We start from the raw sequence: 22,865 nt of genomic DNA on the forward strand, positions 1-22,865 counted from the left end.
GAAGGAACATCACGATGCAAACAGGTCTGAACACACACGAAACATCGCAGAGAGCGACTTATAGTCAGCACATTGGCACGCTTGTCATGAAGGGGCGACAGGCCCGCTCGCAGGCGGCGTGGGGCGCTCTGTCATGGATGCGGCGTCAGTTCTTTTCTCTGGTGGGCTGAGGGGCCCGCCAATACATAAACAATTGGTGCGCAGCGATCAGTCATCAGGTGCCTATTGCTGTTGGGTATACGGGTGCAAAGATAATGAAAAAATCCAGAGAAGGGCTGGCGTGAACAAGCCACATTCTGTAAGAGGCCTTCAACAAAAGTTTCTGCAGGTTTGACGCGCGGATGGCGCGCGCCGCCTTGGGCGGCCAAGACCTGCCTTGATATCCAGCAGGATTGTAGCCTGCTTAAGGAGGCCATATGAGCGTAGCACCTGCTGGCGCGAAAAATCTGCTGCCATACGAGAAGCGCCGCACCTTCGCAATCATCTCTCACCCGGATGCGGGTAAGACAACGCTTACGGAAAAGCTGCTGCTTGGTGGTGGTGCCATTCGTGCTGCCGGTCAAGTCCGTGCTCGTGGTGAACGTCGCCGCGCACGGTCTGACTGGATGAAGATCGAACAGGAACGTGGCATTTCGGTTTCAAGTTCCGTGATGACGTTCGAGCGAAACGACATCATCTTCAATCTTCTCGATACGCCGGGCCACGAAGACTTCTCGGAGGATACCTACCGCACGCTTACAGCTGTTGATGCGGCCATCATGGTAATCGACGCCGCGAAGGGTATTGAGAGTCAGACCCGAAAGTTGTTTGAGGTTTGCCGCCTGCGTGACATTCCCATCATCACTTTTGTCAACAAGATTGACCGAGAAGGCCGCCATCCGCTCGAAATTCTCGACGAGATTCAAGAGGCACTGGCCCTTGATGTGACGCCAATGAGCTGGCCCGTGGGCATGGGCTCGGACTTTTTCGGTGTCTACGATCACATCGGCAACCGCTATTTCACTTCAACGGAAGGCCGTGGTGGCCCACTGGACACCATCAAACCAGTGGAAGGTCTTGAAGACCCTGAACTGATTGGCGAGTTGTTTGACAACATTCGCGATGATCTTGAAGAGAATGTGGAACTTGGCGGTGCAGGCTACTCAGAGTTTGACAAGGATTCCTTCCTTGAGGGCCACCTGACACCGGTGTTCTTTGGCTCAGCTCTTCGTGACTACGGCATCGACCAGGTGCTGGACTTCATTGCAGACTATGCGCCGCCGCCGCACGCTCAGCCTGCAACGGGTGGCCGTACCATCACACCGGAAGAAGGCAAGGTAACAGGCTTCGTCTTCAAGGTGCAGGCCAATATGGACCCCAAGCACCGGGACCGTATTGCGTTTGTGCGTCTTTGTTCTGGAACGTTCAAGCGCGGCATGAAACTCAAACACGTCCGTGCTGGCAAGCCGATTACGGTTTCCGCGCCAATCTTCTTTTTCGCGGAAGAACGAGAGATTGCAGAAACCGCATTCCCGGGCGATGTGATCGGGGTGCCAAACCACGGCCAATTGCGTGTAGGTGACACGTTGTCTGAGGGCGAGGAGATCCACGTCACAGGGCTACCCGCATTCGCGCCTGAGATCCTGCGCCGTGTTCGCCTGACTGACACCATGCGCGTTAAGCAAATGCGACGCGGCCTTGAAGACCTTGCAGAAGAAGGCCTTGTGCAGATTTTCAAGCCTTCTATTGGCACCAACTGGATTGTAGGTGTGGTTGGTGTGCTTCAGCTCGACGTTGTTGTGGATCGCTTGAAGCAGGAATACCAAACGGAAATCGGCTTCGAGCCGGTCATGTACAATACCGCGCGTTGGGCAGAGGCCGATGACCGCCAGAAGCTCGACAAGTTCCTTGAAACCAACCGTGCGCACGTGGCACTCGACCGCGATGACAAGCCTGTTTATCTTTTCAAGAACGCGTGGGAAGTGACCTATGTGGGTGAAAAGAACCCAGATATCCGGTTCCGAGAAACGCGTGAGATCGTTTACACCGCCGACTAGTGCAACAAGGCCAGCACCGTGCTGGCCTTTTCGCTCTCCCTTCTTAAGAGCTTGACGTCTATGCTTGATCCTGCACTTGAAACGCTTCTTCTACCCTTTGAAAACGACAGCTTGGATGTGCCTGAGGGCGGCAAGGTGTTGTTCCTCAGGGCAAGGTTTTCGCCAAAACTGAAGGAGGTGTTTGGAAGCGCGCTGGTGTGCCAACAGTCCTTCGCGCCAGATGCCGACATTCTGTCCCGCGCTGGGCTGGAGCTGGTGGAAGCGCCAGTTGAGGCAGCTGAGATAACTCTCGTGCTCCCACCCCGGCAGAAACAGGAGGCTCGCGCCCTTTTGGCCCATGCGGTCAACACGACCCGTGATGGTGGCTTTGTTGTTGCGTGCGTGTCAAACACCGAAGGTGCCAAGTCCTGCGAAGCGGATCTGAACAAACTGGCAGGACTGGATGGCAAGCTTTCCAAGCACAAGTGCCGTGTGTTCTGGGCCGCCGTTTCCCGGGATACGCTTGATGGCGGTCTTCTAAACGAATGGCTTCAGCTCGACATGCCGCGGGAGATTGAAGATGGAAGGTTCACCAGCCGTCCGGGCATTTTCTCTTGGGATCACATTGATCCGGCCTCAAAGCTGCTTGTCTCCAAGCTCCCTGAAGGTCTGAAGGGGCGTGTGGCAGATCTTGGCGCGGGCTATGGCTATCTCTCGACCGAAATCTTGCAGCGATGTTCAAGTTTGGCCGCACTTGATCTTTACGAGGCTGAAAAGCGCGCGCTTGATCTTGCAGCTGGCAATATCGGCCGCCTTGAGCCGAAAATCCCGGTTGAGTTTCACTGGGCTGACGTTACCAGAGGCTTGAAACATTCCTACGATTTTGTGGTGATGAACCCACCGTTTCACACCGGTAAAGCAGACCGTACAGACCTTGGGCAAGCGTTTATCGTCGCTGCCTCTAAGGGGTTGAAGCCGGGCGGATCACTTTACATGGTGGCAAACCGCCACCTGCCTTATGAAAGCACGCTTGACCGCTATTTTGAGAGCTTCGAGATCATCGCGGATGAGCAGGGGTATAAGGTTATCCAAGCCAAAAAGGCACGCCGATGAGACTGGTCAAGGTGCTTGCAAATCTTGGCTATGGCTCGCGCAAGGAAATGCAGCAGGCTATCCGCAATGGTTGGGTGACAGATATGCAAGGCGCCCCGATCAAGGCGGACAGCAAACTGCCTCACGAAGAGATCCTGTTTGACGATGAGCCGCTTGATCCTGCCCAAGGATCAGTCTTGCTCCTCAATAAACCTTTGGGTGTAACCTGTTCGAAGAAGGACCCGGGCAAACTGGTCTATGACCTGTTTCCAGATCGCTTCAAACTTAGAAAGCCTGCGATCTCCACCATCGGTCGTCTCGACAAGGAAACCTCTGGCCTTCTTCTGCTCACTGATGATGGACAATATCTGCACAAGGTGATCTCACCCAAAACTGAAACGCCCAAGTTCTATGAGGTTACGCTCGACCGTCCTTTATCCGGCACCGAAGCGACTCTTTTCGCCAGTGGCACCATGATGCTTGAGGGGGAGGACAAGCCACTCAAGCCAGCCGAGTTGACAATTACTGGTGAACACACGGCAACCCTTGTGCTTCACGAAGGCCGCTACCATCAGGTTCGCCGCATGTTTGCCGCAACGGGCAATCATGTCACCGATCTGCACCGTTCTCGAATTGGCAATCTTATGCTTGGCGACCTCAAACCCGGTGAGTGGAAGGTGTTGTCGGAAGACGAAAAGGCGCTTGTGATCGGATAAGCTTGTCAGGAGCCTGTGCATCAACCGCTGATAGCGCTTGCCTCTCGTTGGGGGACGGTTACTTTTTTCGGGACCTGGAGGCCTTACTTTGCCAAGCATTCCACTTCCTTTTCTGACGGCGATTTTTCTTGGGCTCGTCCTTTTGCGTCTTTGGGGAGCAGGGGGGCGCCACTTCAGTTCCCTGTTTCTGGTAACGCTTCTGTTCTATTGCGCCCAGTCAGTTCTGGTGGGGATCAATTGGGGCATCAGCGCTTTGCCTCCACTGACACTGGCCCTCGTGGCCATTGCTCTTCCTCCACTCACATGGGCCTCACTGCAAGATCTCATGAAACCGGTAAGCGTCCGTCTGCTGGCCGGGGTTTCGGCGTTGATCGTTGCGCTCGCACTGGCGATGTATGCCACCTATCTGGTTGGGTGGGGTGTCGGGCCAGACCTAATCATTGCGCTCACTTATCTAAGCTTCGGTGTTTCGCTGGTTCAGGCAGCCAGACACGGTGATCTGAGCTGGGCAGAAAAACAGCCGTTTCATATGGTTATGCCAGCCAAACTGGCATTCTTGAGCGCAGGTGTTTTGTTTGTTGTGTCAGCGCTTGTGGATACGGCAGTGGCGATAGATTTTGCGGTTTCAGGAGGGCGGAACGCGCCTACACTCGTAACCGCTGCAACGCTCACGATGCTCTGCTCTCTTGTTGCGCTGTATCTATATGTAACCACCCGATCCGTGCATTCGAGCGATGCTTCAAGCAGTGCTGCTTTGCCACGCACTGACCCTGAGCTGGTTTCAGCTCTTGAGCGGTTGAAGGCGCTTATGGAGAGTGAAAGGCTCTACAGGAAAGAGAACCTTTCCCTCGAAATGCTGAGCAAGGCATCCCGCATTCCAAGCAGGCAGATCTCCGAGGCGGTCAATGCCTTGGAGCAGCAGAATGTGCCGCAATTCGTAAATGGGTATCGTGTGCGTGAAGCCTGCAAGCTGCTTCAAGAAACCAAGGCAACGATAACCCAGATCATGTTCGAAGTCGGTTTCACCACCAAATCGAACTTTAACAAGGAATTTCAGCGCGTAACAGGAATGAGCCCTTCAGCTTATCGAGCCCATTCCCGCAATGTTGATGCTTAGTCCGGGTAGCTGATGCTGGAGACAATCTTGTCTACGTCAATGTTTACCGAACCCAGCGCCATGTGGCTGAGGAAATTCAGGTAAACCACTGCAGCATCTGCAACCATATCAAAGGTACTGGCGGTCCCATTGAAGCGCAAAACACCTCTGTCGGCTTTGATCCGGACAGCTTCATAGGAGCCGGTCAGGTTAGCGGCAATGGCGTCCAGCTCCACGTCCAGATTAAATGCGGATGGAATGGCGATTTCCGCTTCCGGGTCACACCATCCGAAGCGAGACCAGGCCGACCGTTCCATCCGCACCACTACCCGATCCCCTTCTGAGAAGAGTTTCGCGCTCAGGTCGCACCATTTGTAATCGTTGGTGTGAACCTCAACGCTCTTGTGGTCATCGTCCTTGGTGGTAATCGCCACGGCGATGCTGTCACCCACAAGGGCCAGGGATGAGGCTTGGCTGGCGTCAATCTCCTCGGAGATGGCGGAGGTGCCGGTCAGGCTTAGCGTGACCAGCCCGCTAATGATCAAGGTAGTTGTGCCGAGGAGGATGTAGCGAAGTTTTGGCATTGGGAGTTCCTTTCATCAAATGTGATGGGAACAGAAAACACCCAAATGCCCAATTGCATCGACCTCAAACCGAAATGAGGACCATTCAAGGTCCTCAATCACGAAAAAGGAAGGATAGTTTGGGGGGCTTGTGCTCTACTCTTCCGCAAGCATTTCCAGCTCAAGCCATTCCTCTTCCAAGGTTTCCAGCTGTTCGTGGGCCTTGCCGACGGCCTCGGTCACTTTGTGGAAGCGCTCAGGGTTTCCAGTGAAAAGGTTAGGGTCTTCAAGCTCCTTTTGAAGCTTGGCAATCTTCTGCTGCAGCGAGTCAATTTCCTCTGGCAGGGCCTTTAGACGGTGTTGCTGGGTGAAGGTGAGGGAACTCTTCTTGCTGTTTACCTTCTCTTCCTTCGGCTTTTCCCCCTTGTCCTTCTTGGGTTTTTCAGACTTCTGCACCTTCTTGGCGTCAACACCCGCTCCCCGTTGGGCGATCATGTCCGAGTAGCCGCCAGCATACTCTTGCCACTTGCCATCCCCTTCCATGGTGATGACGGAGGTGCAGATGCGATCAAGGAAGTCGCGATCGTGGCTGACAAGAAAAACGGTTCCCTGATAGTCGGCGATCAGCTCTTGCAGGAGGTCAAGCGTTTCCAGATCCAGATCGTTTGTTGGCTCATCGAGTACCATCACGTTGGACGGCATAGCCAGGGCGCGGGCCAGCAACAGGCGACCGCGCTCCCCGCCCGAAAGCACGCGCACCGGCGTACGCGCTTGTTCCGGTTTGAACAAGAAGTCCTTCATGTAACTCATGACATGTTTGGAAGTGTCGCCAATGATGACGGTATCCCCACGCCCACCGGTCATGGCGCTGGCCAGCGTGTCATTTGGGTCAAGCTTTTCCCGCTTTTGGTCCAGCGTAATCATCTGAAGGTTTGCGCCAAGACGGACGCTGCCACTGTCCGGCTCCAGATCGCCCACCAGCATTTTCAAGAGAGTCGTCTTTCCCGCCCCGTTTGGGCCGACAAAGCCAACACGATCCCCTCTTTGAATGCGTATTGAAAAGTCTTTTACAATAGGGCGGGCCTCGTATGCCTTGCTGATTGACTTCGCTTCAGAAACCAGCTTGCCCGAGACTTCCCCTTCCGTCGCCGCCATCTTGACGCCGCTTTGGGGACCTTTGTAGTCGCGCTTCTTTTGACGAAGATCGGCCAGCTCACGAACGCGGCGCATGTTCCGTTTGCGACGTGCGGTCACGCCATAAGTCATCCAGTGCTCTTCCTGCTTGATCTTCAGGTCGAGGCGCTGTTGATCCCGTTCTTCTTCTTCAAAAACCTTGTCACGCCACTCTTCAAACTTGGAGAAGCCTTCTTCCTGGCGTCTGGAGAGCCCGCGATCTATCCAGACTGTCGCTCGCGACAGGTTTTCCAGAAAACGTCGGTCGTGTGAGATAAGTACGATTGCGGACTTCATCTGCCGCAATTCAGTTTCCAACCACTCGATTACTGGGAGATCAAGGTGGTTGGTAGGCTCATCCAGAAGCAGGATATCAGGCTCTGGTGCCAAGGCTCGGGCAATTGCTGCTCGCTTCGCCTCTCCACCGGAAAGTGTGGCTGGGTCTTCCCGGCCGGTCAAACCCAAAACCTCTAAAAGGTACTGTGCGCGGTAATGATCATCACCTGGTGCAAGGCCAGCCTCCGCATACTCAAGACTGGTTGAAAAGCCTGTTAGATCAGGTTCTTGAGGAAGATAGCGCACTGTTGTGCCGGGCTGCAAAAAGGTTTCGCCCTTGTCTGGTTCTACTAAGCCGGCTGCGACCTTCAGAAGAGTGGACTTGCCGGAGCCATTGCGCCCAACCAGACAGATCCGGTCACCTTCGCCCACCTGCAACTCTGCACCCGTCAGCAGAGGCGTTGACCCAAAGGTCAGGTGGATGTCGCGGATATGCAGGAGAGGAGGCGCCATATGTTAAAACCCCGGCTTTATGTAATTTGCATGGACAGTGTATATAGGTTTCGCAGGCTTCATCTATCACATTGCCGGGCCAAAGAAAGCGATTGAGGATACAATATCGCGGAAAAACACCGGTAAATTAGTGGGCTCGTCGCTCGGATTCGCGGTGCTGGAATCTGAAGAACTTTTCTGCGATCTACATGGGGTGTAGGGGTTATTCCTCCCTTGCGCGTGTGGAAAAGGGAAACAAAGACGCCTTTTAGGTGTCGAATTTTGAAATGTTTTCAATCGAAGGCGTTCCAAATCTAAATAAAAGCCCTTGTTGTCTCTTGCCAAGGCGGGCCAACAGTGGAATCTTGGCGCCGCTGCCCGGGTAACAAAGGGGCAAATAGTTAGAATTAAGGAGAGGGGAGATCTTAATGATCAAGTCCATGCGCATGACAGCTCTCGCAGCAGCGTTGGTTGCAGCCACGTCGCTGACAGCAGCCGCTGAAGTTGTCTATCACCGCGGCAATTCAGCTGATCCAGAAACTCTGGACCAGCACAAAACCTCCACCACCTATGAAGCACACATTCTGCGCGATATGTACGAAGGCCTCGTAGCATATTCTGCAGAAGGCGAAATCATCCCGGGCGCAGCTGAAAGCTGGACTGTTTCCGAAGATGGTCTGGTCTACACTTTCAAAATGCGCCCAGACGCAAAGTGGTCCAACGGCGATCCAGTTGTTGCAGGCGACTTTGAATACTCTCTGCGTCGCATCATGACCCCAGAGACTGGCGCGAAGTACGCGAACGTCCTTTACCCAATCTTCAATGCAGAGAAGGTAAACACCGGCGAGCTGGCTCCTGAAGAGCTGGGTGTTAAGGCGCTCGACGACGCGACACTCGAAATCAAGCTGCAAGCAGCGACGCCTTACTTCATTGATCTGCTGGGTCACCAGACTGGTCTTCCAGTCCACCCTGCAACCGTCGAGAAGTTCGGCAGTGACTTTGTGAAGCCAGAAAACATTGTAACCAATGGTGCCTTTGTTCTTGCAGACTTCACACCAAACGACTCCATCACCGTTGTGAAGAACGAACACTTCCACGACGCTGATAACGTGAAGGTCGACAAGGTCAAGTTCTACCCAACCGAAGATCGTGGCGCTGCTCTGCGTCGCTTCCAGGCTGGCGAACTGCACACCAACAACGACGTTCCGCTCGAGCAGATCGACTTCATCAAGGAAACCTTTGGTGACCAGTTCCACGTAGCGCCATACCTCGGCACATACTACTACGCTGTGAACCATGAGTCTGAAGCAACCAAAGACCCTGAAGTACGTCAGGCTCTTTCCATGGCAATCGACCGTGAGTTCCTCGCAGAGGAAATCTGGGGCGACACCATGGTTGCTGCTTACTCCTTCATTCCTCCAGGAATTGCAAACTACGGTGAGCCAGCACTGGCTGAGTGGGCCGACATGGACCTCTTGGACCGTGAAGAACTGGCAATGAAGATCCTGGAAGAGAAGGGCTACAGCGAAGCTAACCCACTCGAGATCGAAATCCGCTACAACACCTCTGAAAACCACAAGAACACAGCAGTTGCGATTGCTGACATGTGGAAGCCTCTCGGTGTTGAAGTAACCCTGCTCAACACTGACACCAAGACCCACTATGCGCACCTGCGTGACCGTGGTGACTTCGATGTGGCACGTGCTGGCTGGATTGGTGACTACTCTGACCCACAGAACTTCCTGTTCATGGTTGAGAGTGACAACGTTGGCTTCAACTACGCTCGCTACGAAAACCCAGAATTCGATGCTCTCATGGATGAGGCAGCAGTGACTCTGGATCTTGAAAAGCGCGCTGAAGTTCTGAAGCAGGCAGAAACGCTCTTCATGCGTGACCTGCCATTCATCCCGCTCATGTTCTACGGTTCCAAGAACATCGTAGCGGACAGCGTAAGTGGCTTCGAGGATAACCTGCTGGACATCCACCCAAGCCGCTTCATCTCTATTGCTGAATAACGTAAAGTAAGTTCAGTAGGACCGGCCATGGTGGCACCCACTGTGGCCGGTTCCTTTGTTATCAGGCACTGAACAAAACTATAAACAATTGGAGATACAGGGCCATGCTGCGTTATGTTCTGGGCCGTCTGCTCAGCGCAATACCGACCTTGTTTCTGATTATTACCATTTCCTTCTTCCTCATGCGCATCGCGCCAGGTGGTCCCTTCGATCTGGAGCGTCCGCTCGAAGCTAAGGTAATGGAAAATCTGAACAAGATTTACAATTTGGATAAGTCTCTCTGGGAGCAGTACCTCATCTATTTGAAGAGTGTATTGTCCGGCGATTTCGGGCCGAGCTTCTTCTTCCGAGATTTTTCTATCAATGAACTTTTTGCGCAAAGCCTGCCTATTTCTATGCAGTTGGGTCTTGGTGCGCTCACCCTTGCTCTTGTAATTGGTGGTTTTTTTGGCGTCATTGCTGCCCTTCGGCAGAACAAAGGCGTCGACTACTCCGTCATGACTGCTGCGACGTTCGGTGTGACTATTCCGAACTTCGTGGTCGCGCCCTGCCTGACGCTGGTTCTCGGCGTCTACTGGGGCTGGCTGCCGGTCGGCGGTTGGGGCGGTGGAGCCTTCGTGAACAAGATCCTGCCGGTGGTGACATTGGCGCTGCCACAGATCGCGATTGTTGCACGTCTGACACGCGGCTCAATGATTGAAGCCCTGCGTTCAAACCACGTACGCACTGCTCGTGCCTATGGCTTGTCTGGATACACCATTGTCGTGGTCCACGCACTCCGCGGCGCGATCCTGCCGGTGGTAACCTATCTCGGCCCTGCAGCTGCAGCGCTCCTGACTGGTTCCGTTGTGATCGAGACCATTTTCGGTATCCCGGGCATCGGCCGCTATTTCGTACAAGGCGCTTTGAACCGCGACTACACCCTCGTCATGGGTACCGTAGTTGTTGTGGCTTGTTTCGTTATCCTCTTCAACTTGATCGTGGATCTGCTCTATGCAGTGCTTGATCCGCGCGTTCGCTTCGACTGAGGTTCCCGCAAATGAGTGTTACCTCTACTAATAATAAAGAAACGCCAGAGCTAGGGCGTTCCCTTTGGGACGATGCGAAGGACCGATTGAAGGCCAACCGCGCTGCGGTAACTTCGATCGTTGTTCTGATCTTCATCACGATCTTGTCCATCATTGGTCCTATGTTGGCTCCGCACGAGTACGACGCGGTTTACCGTGACTACGTCAAGGTGCCAGCCAGCCTGGAAGCCTACCCGCGACAGGACCAGATTGAACCTGCATTCATGTCTGTCGCCAAGCGCGCACGACTGAATGTAGAGAGCTATCAGGTTGTTGATGGCAAGGTGGAAGCCGAAGTCACTTCTCGTCGTGAAATTGATGAGCGCAATACCCGTCGCTTCGATCGTTCTGACATCTTCGAAAATACTCAGATCATCAACTACTCTGAGGACCGCAAGAGCGCTACTGTAACTGCTGACATTCAGTACATGCATTTCTACTTCGGTACGGATGCGAACGGTCGTGACATGCTCACCCGGACCCTGATTGCTGGCCGTGTATCTCTGACCATTGGTTTGCTCGCAACCTTGGTCGCGATTTCCATTGGTGTGATCTACGGTACCGTTTCCGGTTACTTCGGCGGCAAGGTCGATCTGATCATGATGCGCGTGGTAGATATCCTCTACTCACTGCCGTTCATCTTCTTCGTGATCATGCTCGTGGTGTTCTTTGGGCGAAATTTCGTCTTGATGTTTATAGCCGTGGGTGCGGTGGAATGGCTGGATATGGCGCGTATTGTGCGCGGTCAGACGCTTTCCATCAAACGTCAGGAATACGTTCAGGCTGCGGAAGCAATGGGCGTTGAGAGTGGCGGTATCTTGAAGCGTCACATCATCCCGAACACCCTTGGCCCTGTTGTTGTCTACATGACACTTCTGGTACCAAAGGTAATCCTTCTGGAAAGCTTCCTGTCCTTCTTGGGACTGGGCGTTCAGGAGCCAATGACCAGCTGGGGTGTTTTGATCTCAGAAGGTGCGCGTAATCTTCAGGGTGCGCCTTGGATGCTGATCTTCCCATCCCTGTTCCTCACTTCCACGCTGTTTGCGCTGAACTTCATCGGTGATGGTCTGCGCGATGCGTTGGATCCGAAAGATCGATAAGAGGGCTGGATGAGTACAGTAAACGAAAACACTGTTCTTGAAATCGAGAACCTCAAAGTCGATTTCGAGACCAACACCGGCACCGTTAATGCCGTTAAAGGCATCAACATCCACGTCGACAAGGGCGAGACCGTTGCGATCGTGGGCGAGTCCGGCTCTGGTAAAAGCCAGACGATGATGGCGGCCATGGGCCTGCTCGCGTCAAATGGCCGGACCTCAGGCAGCGTGAAGTATGAAGGCAACAACATTCTTGGGTTGTCTTCTCGCAAGCTCAACAAGATCCGTGGCGCGAAGATCACAATGATCTTCCAGGAGCCAATGACATCGCTTGACCCGCTCTACACCATTGAGCGTCAGTTGTGCGAGCCAATGGTCGAGCACGGTGAATATACATGGGCGAGCGCTCGCAAGCGAGCCGTCGAGCTTCTCGAGCTGGTTGGCATTCCTGAGCCTGCACGTAAGGTGAAGGCTTATCCCTATGAAATGTCCGGTGGGCAGCGCCAACGCGTAATGATCGCAATGGCACTGGCAAACGACCCAGACATTCTCATTGCGGACGAACCAACCACCGCACTGGATGTGACCACTCAGGCTCAAATCCTTGACCTGATGGCCGATCTGCAGAAGCGTCTCGGCATGGCTGTCGTCTTCATCACCCACGATCTGGGCATCGTGGAACGGATCTCTGACCGCGTTTACGTGATGCGCCGGGGTGAAGTGGTTGAAGAAGGCAACACCAAAGAGATCTTTGGCAACCCACAGCATGAGTATACGCGCATGTTGTTGGATGCTGAGCCAACAGGGCGCAAAGATCTTGTGCCGGACACAAAGCCTTTGGTGCTGGATGCTACCGACGTTCGTGTGGAGTTTGAGACCGAAAACGGTTTCTTGATGCCAAAACACGTTCTGCGGGCCGTAAACGACATCTCTTTGAAGGTGCGTGAAGGTCAGACCCTAGGCATCGTGGGTGAGTCCGGTTCAGGCAAGTCCACGCTTGGTCGTGCCGTGCTGCAGTTGCTGCCTTCAAAGGGCCGCGTGGTCTATATGGGCAAGGACATTTCCGGGGCAACGCGGCGTGCAATGCGTCCGCTGCGCAAGGAAATGCAGCTTATCTTCCAGGATCCGTTTGGTTCATTGAGCCCGCGTCTGACGGTAGGCCAGATCATCACGGAAGGCTTGTTGGTTCATGAACCGCACCTTTCCGCTGCTGAGCGTGACCGCTACGCCTGTCAGGCCCTGGAAGAAGTGTCCATGGACCCAAGCATGCGCAATCGCTATCCGCACGAGTTCTCGGGTGGACAGCGTCAGCGTATCGCCATCGCGCGTACCATGGTGTTGAAGCCAAAACTTGTGGTGCTGGACGAGCCAACCTCCGCGCTGGACCGCACAATCCAGAAGCAGGTTGTCGAACTGCTCCGCAAGTTCCAGGACGAACACAACCTGACATACCTCTTCATTTCTCACGATTTGGCTGTTGTGCGTGCCATGTCGGACACCGTTATGGTGATGAAGAAGGGTGTTGTTGTGGAGCAGGGCTCAGCCGCTGAGATCTTCAGCAATCCGCAGCAGGCCTATACCCAGGAACTGGTCGAGGCTGCCGTTCTCAAGCATGACGAGCCTGTTGTTGCTTGAGATCTGATGCAATAGTGAATAAAAACCCGGCCTTGTGCCGGGTTTTTCGTTTGGTGAGAACGCTGCTTGGTCTGCGCCTAAATGCCGGTCCGCTCCAACACACTCCACCAGTTCTTGTGCGCGATCTTCTCGATGAGTTCTTCCCCAAAGCCTGCAGCTCGCAAGGCATCAATCAGGCGGGGCAGGCCACTGGCATCTTTCAGATCTTTCGGCACGCGGCAGCCATCAAAGTCGGAGCCGAGCGCGACCCCATCTTCACCTAGCTTCTCAACAAGATAGGCGGCGTGTCGCACAATAATGTCCAGTGGTGTGTCTGCACTCCAGCTGCCATCTTCGCGCAGGAAACTAACGGCGAAGTTTATCCCGACCACGCCCTTGCTCTCGGCAATCGCTGCGAGTTGCTTATCGGTCAAGTTGCGGGCGTGTGGGCAGATGGCGTGGACGTTGGAATGGGTGGCGACAAGCGGCTTTGTGCTTAAGGCAGCCACGTCCCAAAACCCTTTTTCGGTAATGTGAGACATGTCCAGCATCACGCCCATGTCATTGCAGCGTCTGACCAGCTCCCGTCCCTTCTCAGTGAGGCCAGAGCCCGTATCAGGCGAAGAGTTGAAACGCATTGGGACACCGTCTGCAAAGATGTTCTGACGGCTCCAAACCGGTCCGATGGACCGCAGCCCGGCCTCATAGAGCATATCCAGCGCCGCAAAATCCGGATCAATTGCTTCCGCACCTTCCATGTGAAGCAGGATTGCAAACTTGTCTTGCGCGGCAGTCTCACGGATTTCTCGGGTGGAGCGGCATAGGATGACCTCTCCTTTGGCTGCGCGTTCGATTTGGACGGCCTGCGAAATCAGTTGGCTGGTATAGGCCAGAGCGGTCTCTTGCGGCACACAGGAGAAGTTTGAGGGATCATCGTGGGCTGTGCCCATATCGGCTTTGAGGTCGCGCTGCGAAGGTACCCACAGGGCGAAGAAGCCGCCACAGAGGTTGCCTTCTTTTGCGCGCGGCAGATCAATATGATCGTAGTCCACGCGCTCAAAAAAGCTGCGCTCTTTCTTGGTGCCGCGATGCATGACGAGTTTCAAGAGCGTATCGTTATGGCCGTCAAAGATCTTTGGTGTTGAAGCAGTCATGCGGGGAGTGGCTCCGGAAGCGAAATGGGAGAAATTGGGTCTGCTCCCAGTTTTTGGTTGGAGCACTCAGTTGTAGCGGAAGCCCTGCCAAAGGCGCAATGCTGTCTTTGGGTGAGAGAATTTCAATAAGCCGGTGAAATTACTGCAAGTTGCCTAGGCCAGAACCGGCACGACCGTATCAATCAGGATTGATACAAAATGGCATATGGCGGCGCTAAGAACGAAACCATGCCAGATGGCGTTCTGATAGGGCAGGGTTTTCCAGACGTAGAACAACGTGCCGACAGTATATAGGCCGCCGCCGACGACCAGAAACACGAACCCTGCAGTTGAAGCTTGCTGATACAGCGGGACAATAGCGAAAATTGCCGCCCATCCGAGCGCGAGATAGATCGGAACGGTGAGCCGCTCAAATCGGTGCATGTGAAAGATCTTGATGGTGGCGCCCGCAACAGCACCCGCCCAGACCACCGCCAGCAGGATGGCGCCAGTCCAGCCCCCGAGAACCATCAGGCAGAGCGGCGTGTAAGTGCCGGCAATCATGAGGAAAATCGCGGAGTGATCCAAGCGCCTGAGAATGCCGATACGATTGTCCTTGGCCAAAATGTTGTAGGTAGCCGAACAGATCAACATGGTCATGAGGCAACCAGCATAAATGAAGATGCTGATCTTTCGCGCCGGGTCTTCATAGGACCAGAGCAAAATGATGAATGCCGTTGTTGCTGCGGCTCCTAGTGCAATGCCCAACACATGAATGATCCCATCGGCAATGAGTTCGCCTCTGGTCTCTGTTCTCGGAGTATGTCGGGGAGCAACCGGTATAAGATCTGATCTGGTCATACGTTCATTTAGGCCAAAAACAAGTGGCAGGGGCAACTGCCATTTTCATGAATAGGTCAAACGTCGAGGTTTGATATTGCGCAGCTCTCATGTTGATTTCATGACGAACGCGTCACCTAGCGGCAGTTTATCCAATGATGGTATCTCGCCGGTGAACAATGAGGCACGACACCATCTCCTGTGGGTATGTGGGCAGGTTTGAGCTGTCATCAACAGCTGGATTAATCTCCCCTCCTCGAATCGTGCCGTTTGCTGGCATAAAGGCTGCGAGCGCACCCAAGCGCAGATTCCAAGGTTTTGAAGTTGAGCTCCCGTGGCAACGCAATCGCACGGACAGCTCTTGGTGTGCCGCGCCGCTCAGGAAATCCTGTTTGGCCGGAGACGGCACGCTATCATTGCCGGTTCCAACGCGCTGCTGAAAGAGAAGGTACATGACAGTTACGATCGAAATGGGGACTAAGCCAAACGGCACTTCTTCAACAATCGATCTGGAAGAATTACTGGCGACGCGCCTTCTAGTTCAGGGTAACTCTGGCTCAGGAAAGTCACATCTGCTGCGACGGTTGATGGAGCAGAGTGCGCCGTGGGTTCAGCAGGTCGTCATCGACCCGGAAGGTGACTTCGTGATGCTGGCGGACCACTTCGGCCACGTGGTTATTGACGCCACCATGAGCGAGCGGGAACTGACCATGATCGCTGCCCGTGTGCGCCAACACCGCATTTCTGTCATCCTGAATATGGAAGAGCTGGAACCGGACAAGCAGTTGAAAGCGGCGGCTGCGTTTCTGAATGGCTTGTTTGATATCGACCGCAACTATTGGTACCCGGTCCTGGTGGTCGTGGATGAAGCGCAGCTGTTTGCACCAAGCGGCGCCGGGGATTACGGCGAAGAAGCGCGCCGCCTATCTCTGACGGCAATGACCAATCTCATGTGCCGTGGCCGTAAACGCGGCCTTGCAGGGGTAATTGCGACCCAGCGCTTGGCAAAGCTGGCGAAGAATGTGGCTGCAGAAGCAACTAATTTCTTCATGGGCCGTACCTTCCTTGATATCGACATGCAGCGCGCTTCAGACCTGCTCGGTATGGAGCGGCGTCAGGCAGAGCAATTCCGAAACCTGGACCGTGGTCACTTTATCGCCTTGGGGCCGGCAATTTCTCGCCGTCCGGAACGGGCTAAAATCGGCGAGGTGGTCACTTCGGGCCGAAATGGTTCCACCAAGCTCATGCCGCTGCCGGAACAGCAGACCGACAATGCCGCCGAACTTATTTTTACGGCTTCTGAAAATGACCCGGTCCTGCATTCGAACCGCATTGCTGCTCCTTCTGCAAAGGATGTGATGCAGCAGCTCTCGCGCACTGCCGCAGCGCAAATTCAGGCAGCACAGGCTGAGCCGGAAACCGACCCGGAAGACCTCTTCAACCTTGAGGAAAAAAACGCCCAACTGGAAGAAATCCTGGCCAGCATGTTGGAAGATCCCGATGCAGCGTTCCAGCCGGTATCGCAGCTCTATCAGGACTTTCAAGTGCGGTGCCGAATTGAGCGCATCAAGTGCCCAGACCTTCCAAGGTTCCGTCGTCTGCTCTCTGTGGCGCGCGCTGGCGTGGATAAGAAGGAAGTTGCAGAGGGGGACTGGGGGCAGGTGGAGATTGTCGCCTCGCAGTTGCCTGAAGAAATGCGCGGCGTCTATTTGCTGTTGGCGAAAGCCGCGCTTGCCGAGCAACCATGCCCGGCAGATCTGGAAATCGCCAAGGCCTATGGCACCAGGTCTCCGGGGCGAGCCCGCTGGCTTCTGACCCATATGGAAGAGCGCGGTTTCATCATTTGCGCAAGCGACCTCCGCGGTAATCGCATTGTCACTCTGCCGGACTTGGGCCGTCAAACCGCGACAAAACTGGCCTCTTGATAGAGACCGGCTAGCGACCGTCGGCGGTGTCATGGCCGCCGAGCGCGGGAACCTTCTCAAAGAACAGTGTCTCTGGTCTGCGCGAACAGGTGGAGCACAAATGGGGCTTGTCTGGTAGCGCATACTTGAGGCAACAGGCCTTGCGCCGAGGGGCGTACTCCGTTCGCCCATCAACTAACCGTTGTCGCCAAACAACGCCTGAGTTGATGTCTTTTCCAAGTGCGGGCAGCAATCGCCGCATCAGGGCGGCAACCTCTTGAGGATGCGCACCATGGCGGCGGGCGACCATGAGGGGGCTTAAGATGGCGAGTGCAACACTTGAGAAGAACACGGGCTTCGGTGTCTTGCGACGTCCAAGCTCCGCGTGGAGGACGTTCACGATGTTCTCGATCGTGATGGAGAGCTGAAACAGTTCTGATGGTCCTTTGTCCGGGTCAAAGTCCACTTCCTCAGGCATAATACGAGGATCCAGAAACAGCTCTATCCACGGCGCTTTGCCTCTTGGAAGGAAGCGCAGTTCGCCAACGCGTGGTGCACGGCCGGTCAAGAGGTAGTTCACGACCACGCGGTTGAGCAGGCTTTGCGCCAAGCTTTTGAGCGCTTGAGAGGCTGCAATCTTTACCGTTGTAGCCCCGCGCTCCTCCGTAAAATGTTGAAGAAGTGGCTGGATCCATGCAGAGCAGTTGCGTTCTAGGCTGTCGTAGTCGCGAAGCTCTGCCATTGCGGCCATGCCGCTGTAGGGAACAATCAGCCGCTTCTCAAGAAGCGGTCGGGCACCCGGCGCAGAGCGCTCCACCAGCTCGGTAAACCGATAGGGAAGGCTGGCGGCTTCTGGGTTGAACCGCTCATCGTCTTTTTGGTGCTTCGAAGCGTCTGCATACCCTCGCATCAGGGATCCCGGTCGTCTGGCGCGTGTTAATAGCTGGCGAAGGCTGGCTGTGATGCGCTGCAGTCTATCTGGTGTCGCCGTGGGTTCGCAAGAGACGCGGCCGGGTTATGGACGGGAGTTCAAAAGCTTCGACTTCAAAGCCTTGCTTGCAAGCCCATTGGCAAGCCATGGGAAGACACGGCGGAACCTCAGGGCCTCACGCGCCATCTCTTGACCTAAAGTCGGCGCATCGCGGTCGTTCAGTACCATGCCAAGCAACTGGGTTCCGGTGGCGCGGATGGCTTCGTAGCTTTGGCTCAGGGTTTCCTCTGTAACAGCCCCAACGAGGCCGATCAGCACGATCCCCTCGCAGGAGGCAGCGCCGATGTTGGAAGGAAGCGCTGCAGGATTGGAGCGGGGGATAGGGGGCAGGTCCACCACAATGGCGCGATATCGGATGAGGTCGCTGTTAAAGGCAATCTTGAGCCGGTCGCGGTCTCGCACTGCCATTGCATCCTTCAAGTCAGCGTGCAGGATCAGCCGGTCATAGGGTTCATCTCCGCCGGTTTGAATGGCCTGACCGGGGCCTGAAAGATGCGGTTGCCACTCCCCCTCACTAGGATCGCCTTCCGCGCGAACGGGTGTTGTGAGATCCACGTAAAGTGTTTTTTGTTCTGCAAGGGCAGAACGTGAGGCGAGGGACTTGGCAAGGCTTGTGGTCCCGCTGTCCCAAGTCGTAGCTGTAACTCCGATGGTCCGTAAACCAAGCCCCAAGCTGGAGGCGTAGATCCGCTCGATTTCAAGGGTTGAAGGGTCAAACATATCCATGGGGGCTGTCCTCCTGCCTGTCGCTAGAGGCCGCTAAACAGCGCAAAAACGCTGAGTGCAGAGACAATATCCTGAAACTTGTCAAAGACCTGCCGCCAGTTGCTCCGGGAAACGTCCGGTACGAAGATGGTATCACCGGGCCGCACCACCGGCAGCTGCTTCATGTTGCCTGTTTTCGCAAAATCCAGAAGGTTGAACAGGCGGGCTTGATCTCGACAGCAAGACAGATTCACGATCAGAATCTTCTCGACCAGAGCGTCGGTTTGTGGTCCCCCAGCTTCTGCCAGCAAGTCCAGAATGGTCATGTCACTGGTGTACTCATAGCGCCCCGGCGATCCGACAGCGCCCAGTACCCGCACGGTGGTCTCCTTCGGGATTTCCAGCCACTGCCGGTCTTGATCCGGCACATAAATCAGGTCCCCATTGCGCACGTGGGGCAAAATGCTGTCATCCCCTGTTTCCAGATAGAGCGCGAGATTGACCTTGCTGACCACCGCGCCGGGTTCACTGCGATGGGTTACGCGCACATTGCGCAGATCCGCCGAAACGCGGGGGCCATCCGCTGCGTTCAAAATGTCGAGGAAGTGCATCTGGTCGTTGAAAGCGTAGCGGCCTGGCGCACCCACCGCACCCATGATGTAGATCGAATCTTCAGGTGCCTGCCGCACCCATTGAGATTTGTTGTCAGTTGGGTCCTGAGGCAACTCGGGCACGACGACAATGGAACTGGCTTCAAGCTGTGGTACCTGAGACAGGCTGCCGCCAAACTTCAAAAAACGGTCGGCGTCAAACCGAACAGTTTGAGCCCTCCCGTCACGGCGATAGACAATCTGTAAGTCGGAAAGGTCCGCCTGCGCGTTTGGTCCACCTGCCTGCGCGATGATGTCAAAAAGCGTCATCTCGGGGGACCATTCAAACCTACCCGGTTTGTAGACCGCACCGATCACTTCGATTGCCCGTTCAGGCGGCACCTTGAGCCACGATATCTCCTGAGTTTCAGCCTTTTCCGGCACGAAAATCGCGTCGCCTGCGCGGATTTCTGGCAGCACAGTCGTGTCGCCTTCTGTAAACCGTTGAAGGTCTATCATCTCAACACTGCCATCTGCGCGAATGAGGCGGATCTGACGTGTGTCCGAAAACCGGGTCGGGCCACCAGAGTTGGCCAGAAGATCAATGAACGAGGTGCGCGGGCGATAGGTGAAGGCACCGGGCGCTGCAACTTCGCCCATCACATAAACGTAGCTGTCTCCGGAGAGCGTGTTTTCAGCCATCGGTGGCACGAACACCGTTGCCCCCGGTGCCAGCGCTGGCACGGCATCCAGATTGCCGGTGTCCAGATAGCGTTGAAGATCAAACAACACTGGCTCGCCGCCGCTGAGGACCCGTATATCCTGAATGTTGGCGGACCCGCTAATGCCGCCCGCCCGCATCAGGTAGTCTACCACTGTGGCTTCCTCATCAAACGAGAAGCTGCCGGGTGTGTTCACCTCACCAAACACTTTGATCGCAGTATTGATGTCGCCGCCATCCCCTCGTTCTGAGAGCGTCCGGCCATCAAACTCCACCTCCACATTGCCTGTAAGCGGGCTGGAGGGCACAAAAACCTCGTCCCCTTCTTCAAGGTCTGGAAGTGCATCAGGGCGGCCGGTATCAAGGTATTCCTTGTAGTTGAATACGATCAGAAGGTCGTTGGCTCGGCGCAGCTGCATCTTGTCAAGTTGGGCCCCTTGGCGCAGCCCGCCAGCTGCGGTTATGGCCTGTTGAATGTTGGCACCAAGGGGAAGGTCAACTTCGCCGGGCGTGTTCACATAGCCCAGCACCCGAACCATGAGGCCTTTCAGGTCCTGCTCGCCAGTCCGTCGGTCCGGCACCAGAATGATGGAGCCTGCATCAAGGCGCGGCACTTCAGAAAAGCTGCCACCGCGCTCTAGAAAAGCCTCCATGTCAAAGCGTTGGGAGTTGGCCCAGTCGCCGTCCTTGGAGACCACTTGGATATTGGCGATATCCGCATCTGCGGTGGGGCCACCTGCTTGTGCAACAAGGTCGAACAGGCTCATTTCATTTGCCCATTCGTATCGGCCGGGACTGTTCACGGCTCCGATGATTTCAATGGCACGTTCTGGAGGGGTCTTCAGCCAGGAAGTGTCCTCCACCTCAGTCTTCTCGGGTACAAACAGCGCATCTCCCGGTGCCACGTCAGGCAAATCAACACCACCGCGCTCTGTAAATGCCACAAGGTCCACCATCTCCACCGAGCCGTCAGACCGGATCAAGCGAATGTTGCGTGTGTCCGCAAACCGTGTCGGACCACCGGCATTGGCCAGAATGTCGATGAAAGTCGCGTCATCCCGGCCCTCGTAGGCACCGGGTTTGGCCACTTCTCCCATCACGTAGATCGTGCTTTGCCCCGCGCGGATTTCGTCCTTTTGCAGTGGCACATAGATGGTCGCTCCGGGCGCGATGTCGACGAGAAAGGTGCTGTTTCCCGTATCCAGATAGCGCTGCATGTTGAAGAGCACAGGGGTGTCACCGTTGATCACCCGGATCTGTTCGACACTGGCAAAGCGGGTCACGCCGCCCGCCCGCATCAAGTAGTCAATGATGGTCGCTCCGTCCCTGTGGGCGAAGTTGGCCGGGTTGTTCACTTCCCCCATCACCTTGATGGAGGTTTGTTCGTCTGCCGCGTCTCCGGCTTCCGCAAGCCAGCGGCCATCAAAGTCGATCTGCACATTGCCAATCAACGGGGAGGCCGGGACAAAAATCACATCCTGCGTTTGCAAAGGGGGGATCAAGCGCAGATCGCCCGTGTCCAGATAGCGCTTGTAGTCAAACCGCTCGATGTTGCTCCCCCGGCGCAGCTGGATGCTGTCAAGCTGCGCCCCCTGACGAAGGCCGCCAGCGGCTGCCAACGCAATCTGCACGTTGGCATCTTCGTCAAGAACATATTCTCCGGGCGAGGACACGTATCCAAGAACGGTGACGATCAAATTGCGTTTGAACAGTGAGACGGAAAGCTGATCGAGCTGACGATATGCACGGGAGAGAGTGCCACGTATGGCCTCCAGTGCTTCAGGCAGGGTCATGCCTGTGATGCTCACTTCTCCCACTTCCGGCAGATTGATTGTGCCGTTGTTCTGGATGGTGAACGGCTCATCAAAACCGGCTTCGCCGGGAAGAAAGATTGTTATCTGATCTCCAACTTGCAAAGGTGCATTGTCTGGCAAGTCTTGCGCCTTCAACGTTGCAGCAAAGAGCAGAACAAGCAAGGCCGAGACGCAGCGGACAAGCACTTTCATGACCGCACCGCCGTGTGGCCAGATTGTTCAAGCCGGTTCAGTTTCTTTTCAATGACCTGAAGCTGGAACCAAAGGAGTGCAAGATCTTCTTCAGCATCATAGGCAAGGCCACCAGCCGCAGCTTGCTTGGCTTTGACCAGTTGCGCCCGAGCACGCTTCATGTCCACAGCCGCCCAGCGGTCGGCGCCACGGCGCTCCAGATCAGTTAAGATGATCTCATAGGAGCGGATAGAGCGCTGGTCTGTTGTAAAGCGTTCGGCAGCACCACCGGAGCCGGAATCGGGCCACCAGGTGCAACCGGGTGTCATGGAGACTAAGAGAATAAGCGCAGCCCATCGCAGCGCCATGGGCCATGACACCCGAGTCCGATTCATGCGGCTGCATCACCCTCCACGGTAATCCTGTTGGTCAGTTTCAAGTGTTTCAACAGCCTGAGAGGCTGGCCTGAAACGTGGACAAGTTTCAACTCACAGCCAGCCATGCTGAGCCGCTTGAAAAGAAACACAATCGCACCGATTCCAGAGGAATCGATGAAGGTCGTCTCGGCCAGATCCAGTGTCACATCTGTTTTCTTGTTGGCGAGGCTGTCGAGCGTATCGCGCATGCGGTCAATTTCGGCTGCATCCATATCTTTAGGCATGGAAATCACTTCGGCCATTATTCAGATCCTTGTTGTTATTTGCCGACCATGGTCCCGTGTACGCGGGGCACTACGCCAATCATCTAGCAATTCCCATGCCCGGGAAAACCGCAGGAATT

General features: G+C 55.2%; 19 protein-coding genes. 10 read left to right on the plus strand and 9 right to left on the minus strand.

The genetic code is table 11. The features are described from left to right. Positions 1–14 precede the first annotated feature (14 nt). From Q3Y58_RS16670 to Q3Y58_RS16690, 5 genes are all read left to right on the plus strand, one after another. Positions 15–170 (plus strand): hypothetical protein, encoded by a 156-nt coding sequence (locus Q3Y58_RS16670; protein WP_319623014.1) that lies wholly within the window; start codon positions 15–17, stop codon positions 168–170. A gap of 246 nt (positions 171–416) precedes the next feature. Beyond that, on the plus strand, positions 417–2,036 hold the full coding sequence (locus tag Q3Y58_RS16675) for a peptide chain release factor 3 (RefSeq protein ID WP_274217353.1): 1,620 nt from the start codon (positions 417–419) through the stop codon (positions 2,034–2,036). A 60-nt stretch (positions 2,037–2,096) separates the two neighbouring features. Next, a complete protein-coding gene (locus Q3Y58_RS16680) occupies positions 2,097–3,128 on the plus strand; it encodes a class I SAM-dependent methyltransferase (protein WP_319623015.1) in 1,032 nt (343 codons plus the stop codon). Beyond that, positions 3,125–3,823, plus strand: a complete 699-nt coding sequence (locus Q3Y58_RS16685) for a pseudouridine synthase (RefSeq protein WP_319623016.1) — start codon at positions 3,125–3,127, stop codon at positions 3,821–3,823. The genes Q3Y58_RS16680 and Q3Y58_RS16685 overlap by 4 nt, the downstream gene beginning before the upstream one ends. Positions 3,824–3,911: 88 nt before the next feature. Then, positions 3,912–4,940: a helix-turn-helix domain-containing protein gene (locus Q3Y58_RS16690; RefSeq protein ID WP_319623017.1), complete on the plus strand. Its 1,029-nt coding sequence runs from the start codon at positions 3,912–3,914 to the stop codon at positions 4,938–4,940. Here Q3Y58_RS16690 and Q3Y58_RS16695 read toward each other — a convergent pair. Both Q3Y58_RS16695 and Q3Y58_RS16700 read right to left on the minus strand, forming a co-directional pair. Further along, positions 4,937–5,503 carry a hypothetical protein gene (locus Q3Y58_RS16695; RefSeq protein WP_319623018.1) on the minus strand — a complete coding sequence of 189 codons (567 nt, stop codon included), beginning with the start codon at positions 5,501–5,503 and terminating at the stop codon, positions 4,937–4,939. The two genes, Q3Y58_RS16690 and Q3Y58_RS16695, sit on opposite strands and share 4 nt — an antisense overlap. 135 nt (positions 5,504–5,638) lie before the next feature. Continuing rightward, complete coding sequence (locus Q3Y58_RS16700) at positions 5,639–7,444, minus strand: ABC-F family ATP-binding cassette domain-containing protein (RefSeq protein WP_319623019.1); 1,806 nt, start codon at positions 7,442–7,444, stop codon at positions 5,639–5,641. Positions 7,445–7,851: 407 nt separating this feature from the next. Between Q3Y58_RS16700 and Q3Y58_RS16705 the strand changes: the two genes are divergently transcribed. From Q3Y58_RS16705 to Q3Y58_RS16720, 4 genes are all read left to right on the plus strand, one after another. Continuing rightward, positions 7,852–9,438, plus strand: coding sequence for a peptide ABC transporter substrate-binding protein (locus tag Q3Y58_RS16705; RefSeq protein ID WP_319623020.1), 1,587 nt, complete (start codon positions 7,852–7,854; stop codon positions 9,436–9,438). 104 nt (positions 9,439–9,542) lie between these two features. Beyond that, positions 9,543–10,466 carry an oligopeptide ABC transporter permease OppB gene (gene oppB, locus Q3Y58_RS16710; RefSeq protein ID WP_274217346.1) on the plus strand — a complete coding sequence of 308 codons (924 nt, stop codon included), beginning with the start codon at positions 9,543–9,545 and terminating at the stop codon, positions 10,464–10,466. An 11-nt stretch (positions 10,467–10,477) separates the two neighbouring features. Next, complete coding sequence (locus Q3Y58_RS16715) at positions 10,478–11,605, plus strand: ABC transporter permease subunit (protein WP_319623021.1); 1,128 nt, start codon at positions 10,478–10,480, stop codon at positions 11,603–11,605. 9 nt (positions 11,606–11,614) lie between these two features. Then, positions 11,615–13,237 (plus strand): ABC transporter ATP-binding protein, encoded by a 1,623-nt coding sequence (locus Q3Y58_RS16720; protein ID WP_319623022.1) that lies wholly within the window; start codon positions 11,615–11,617, stop codon positions 13,235–13,237. A 77-nt stretch (positions 13,238–13,314) separates the two neighbouring features. On the opposite strand, the gene Q3Y58_RS16725 is transcribed toward Q3Y58_RS16720, so the two are convergent. Further along, positions 13,315–14,370 carry a dipeptidase gene (locus tag Q3Y58_RS16725; protein ID WP_319623023.1) on the minus strand — a complete coding sequence of 352 codons (1,056 nt, stop codon included), beginning with the start codon at positions 14,368–14,370 and terminating at the stop codon, positions 13,315–13,317. A 153-nt stretch (positions 14,371–14,523) separates the two neighbouring features. Next, positions 14,524–15,210, minus strand: coding sequence for a PAQR family membrane homeostasis protein TrhA (gene trhA, locus Q3Y58_RS16730; RefSeq protein WP_319623024.1), 687 nt, complete (start codon positions 15,208–15,210; stop codon positions 14,524–14,526). Positions 15,211–15,641: 431 nt separating this feature from the next. Here trhA and Q3Y58_RS16735 point away from each other — a divergent pair, with 431 nt between their 5' ends. Then, positions 15,642–17,114, plus strand: coding sequence for a helicase HerA domain-containing protein (locus tag Q3Y58_RS16735; RefSeq protein WP_274217341.1), 1,473 nt, complete (start codon positions 15,642–15,644; stop codon positions 17,112–17,114). Positions 17,115–17,124: 10 nt separating this feature from the next. On the opposite strand, the gene Q3Y58_RS16740 is transcribed toward Q3Y58_RS16735, so the two are convergent. From Q3Y58_RS16740 to Q3Y58_RS16760, 5 genes are all read right to left on the minus strand, one after another. Then, positions 17,125–18,003: a hypothetical protein gene (locus Q3Y58_RS16740; RefSeq protein ID WP_319623025.1), complete on the minus strand. Its 879-nt coding sequence runs from the start codon at positions 18,001–18,003 to the stop codon at positions 17,125–17,127. Between the two features lie 105 nt (positions 18,004–18,108). After that, positions 18,109–18,810: a P-loop NTPase family protein gene (locus Q3Y58_RS16745; RefSeq protein ID WP_274217339.1), complete on the minus strand. Its 702-nt coding sequence runs from the start codon at positions 18,808–18,810 to the stop codon at positions 18,109–18,111. Positions 18,811–18,833: 23 nt separating this feature from the next. Beyond that, positions 18,834–22,106, minus strand: coding sequence for a polysaccharide biosynthesis/export family protein (locus tag Q3Y58_RS16750; RefSeq protein WP_319623026.1), 3,273 nt, complete (start codon positions 22,104–22,106; stop codon positions 18,834–18,836). Further along, positions 22,103–22,480 carry a hypothetical protein gene (locus Q3Y58_RS16755; protein ID WP_319623027.1) on the minus strand — a complete coding sequence of 126 codons (378 nt, stop codon included), beginning with the start codon at positions 22,478–22,480 and terminating at the stop codon, positions 22,103–22,105. Before Q3Y58_RS16755 ends, Q3Y58_RS16750 begins: the two co-directional genes overlap by 4 nt. Continuing rightward, positions 22,477–22,764 (minus strand): STAS domain-containing protein, encoded by a 288-nt coding sequence (locus Q3Y58_RS16760; protein ID WP_274217336.1) that lies wholly within the window; start codon positions 22,762–22,764, stop codon positions 22,477–22,479. The genes Q3Y58_RS16755 and Q3Y58_RS16760 overlap by 4 nt, the downstream gene beginning before the upstream one ends. Positions 22,765–22,865 lie beyond the last annotated feature (101 nt).

Source organism: Nesiotobacter zosterae (genome assembly GCF_033843645.1).
GTDB lineage: Bacteria > Pseudomonadota > Alphaproteobacteria > Rhizobiales > Stappiaceae > Pseudovibrio > Pseudovibrio zosterae.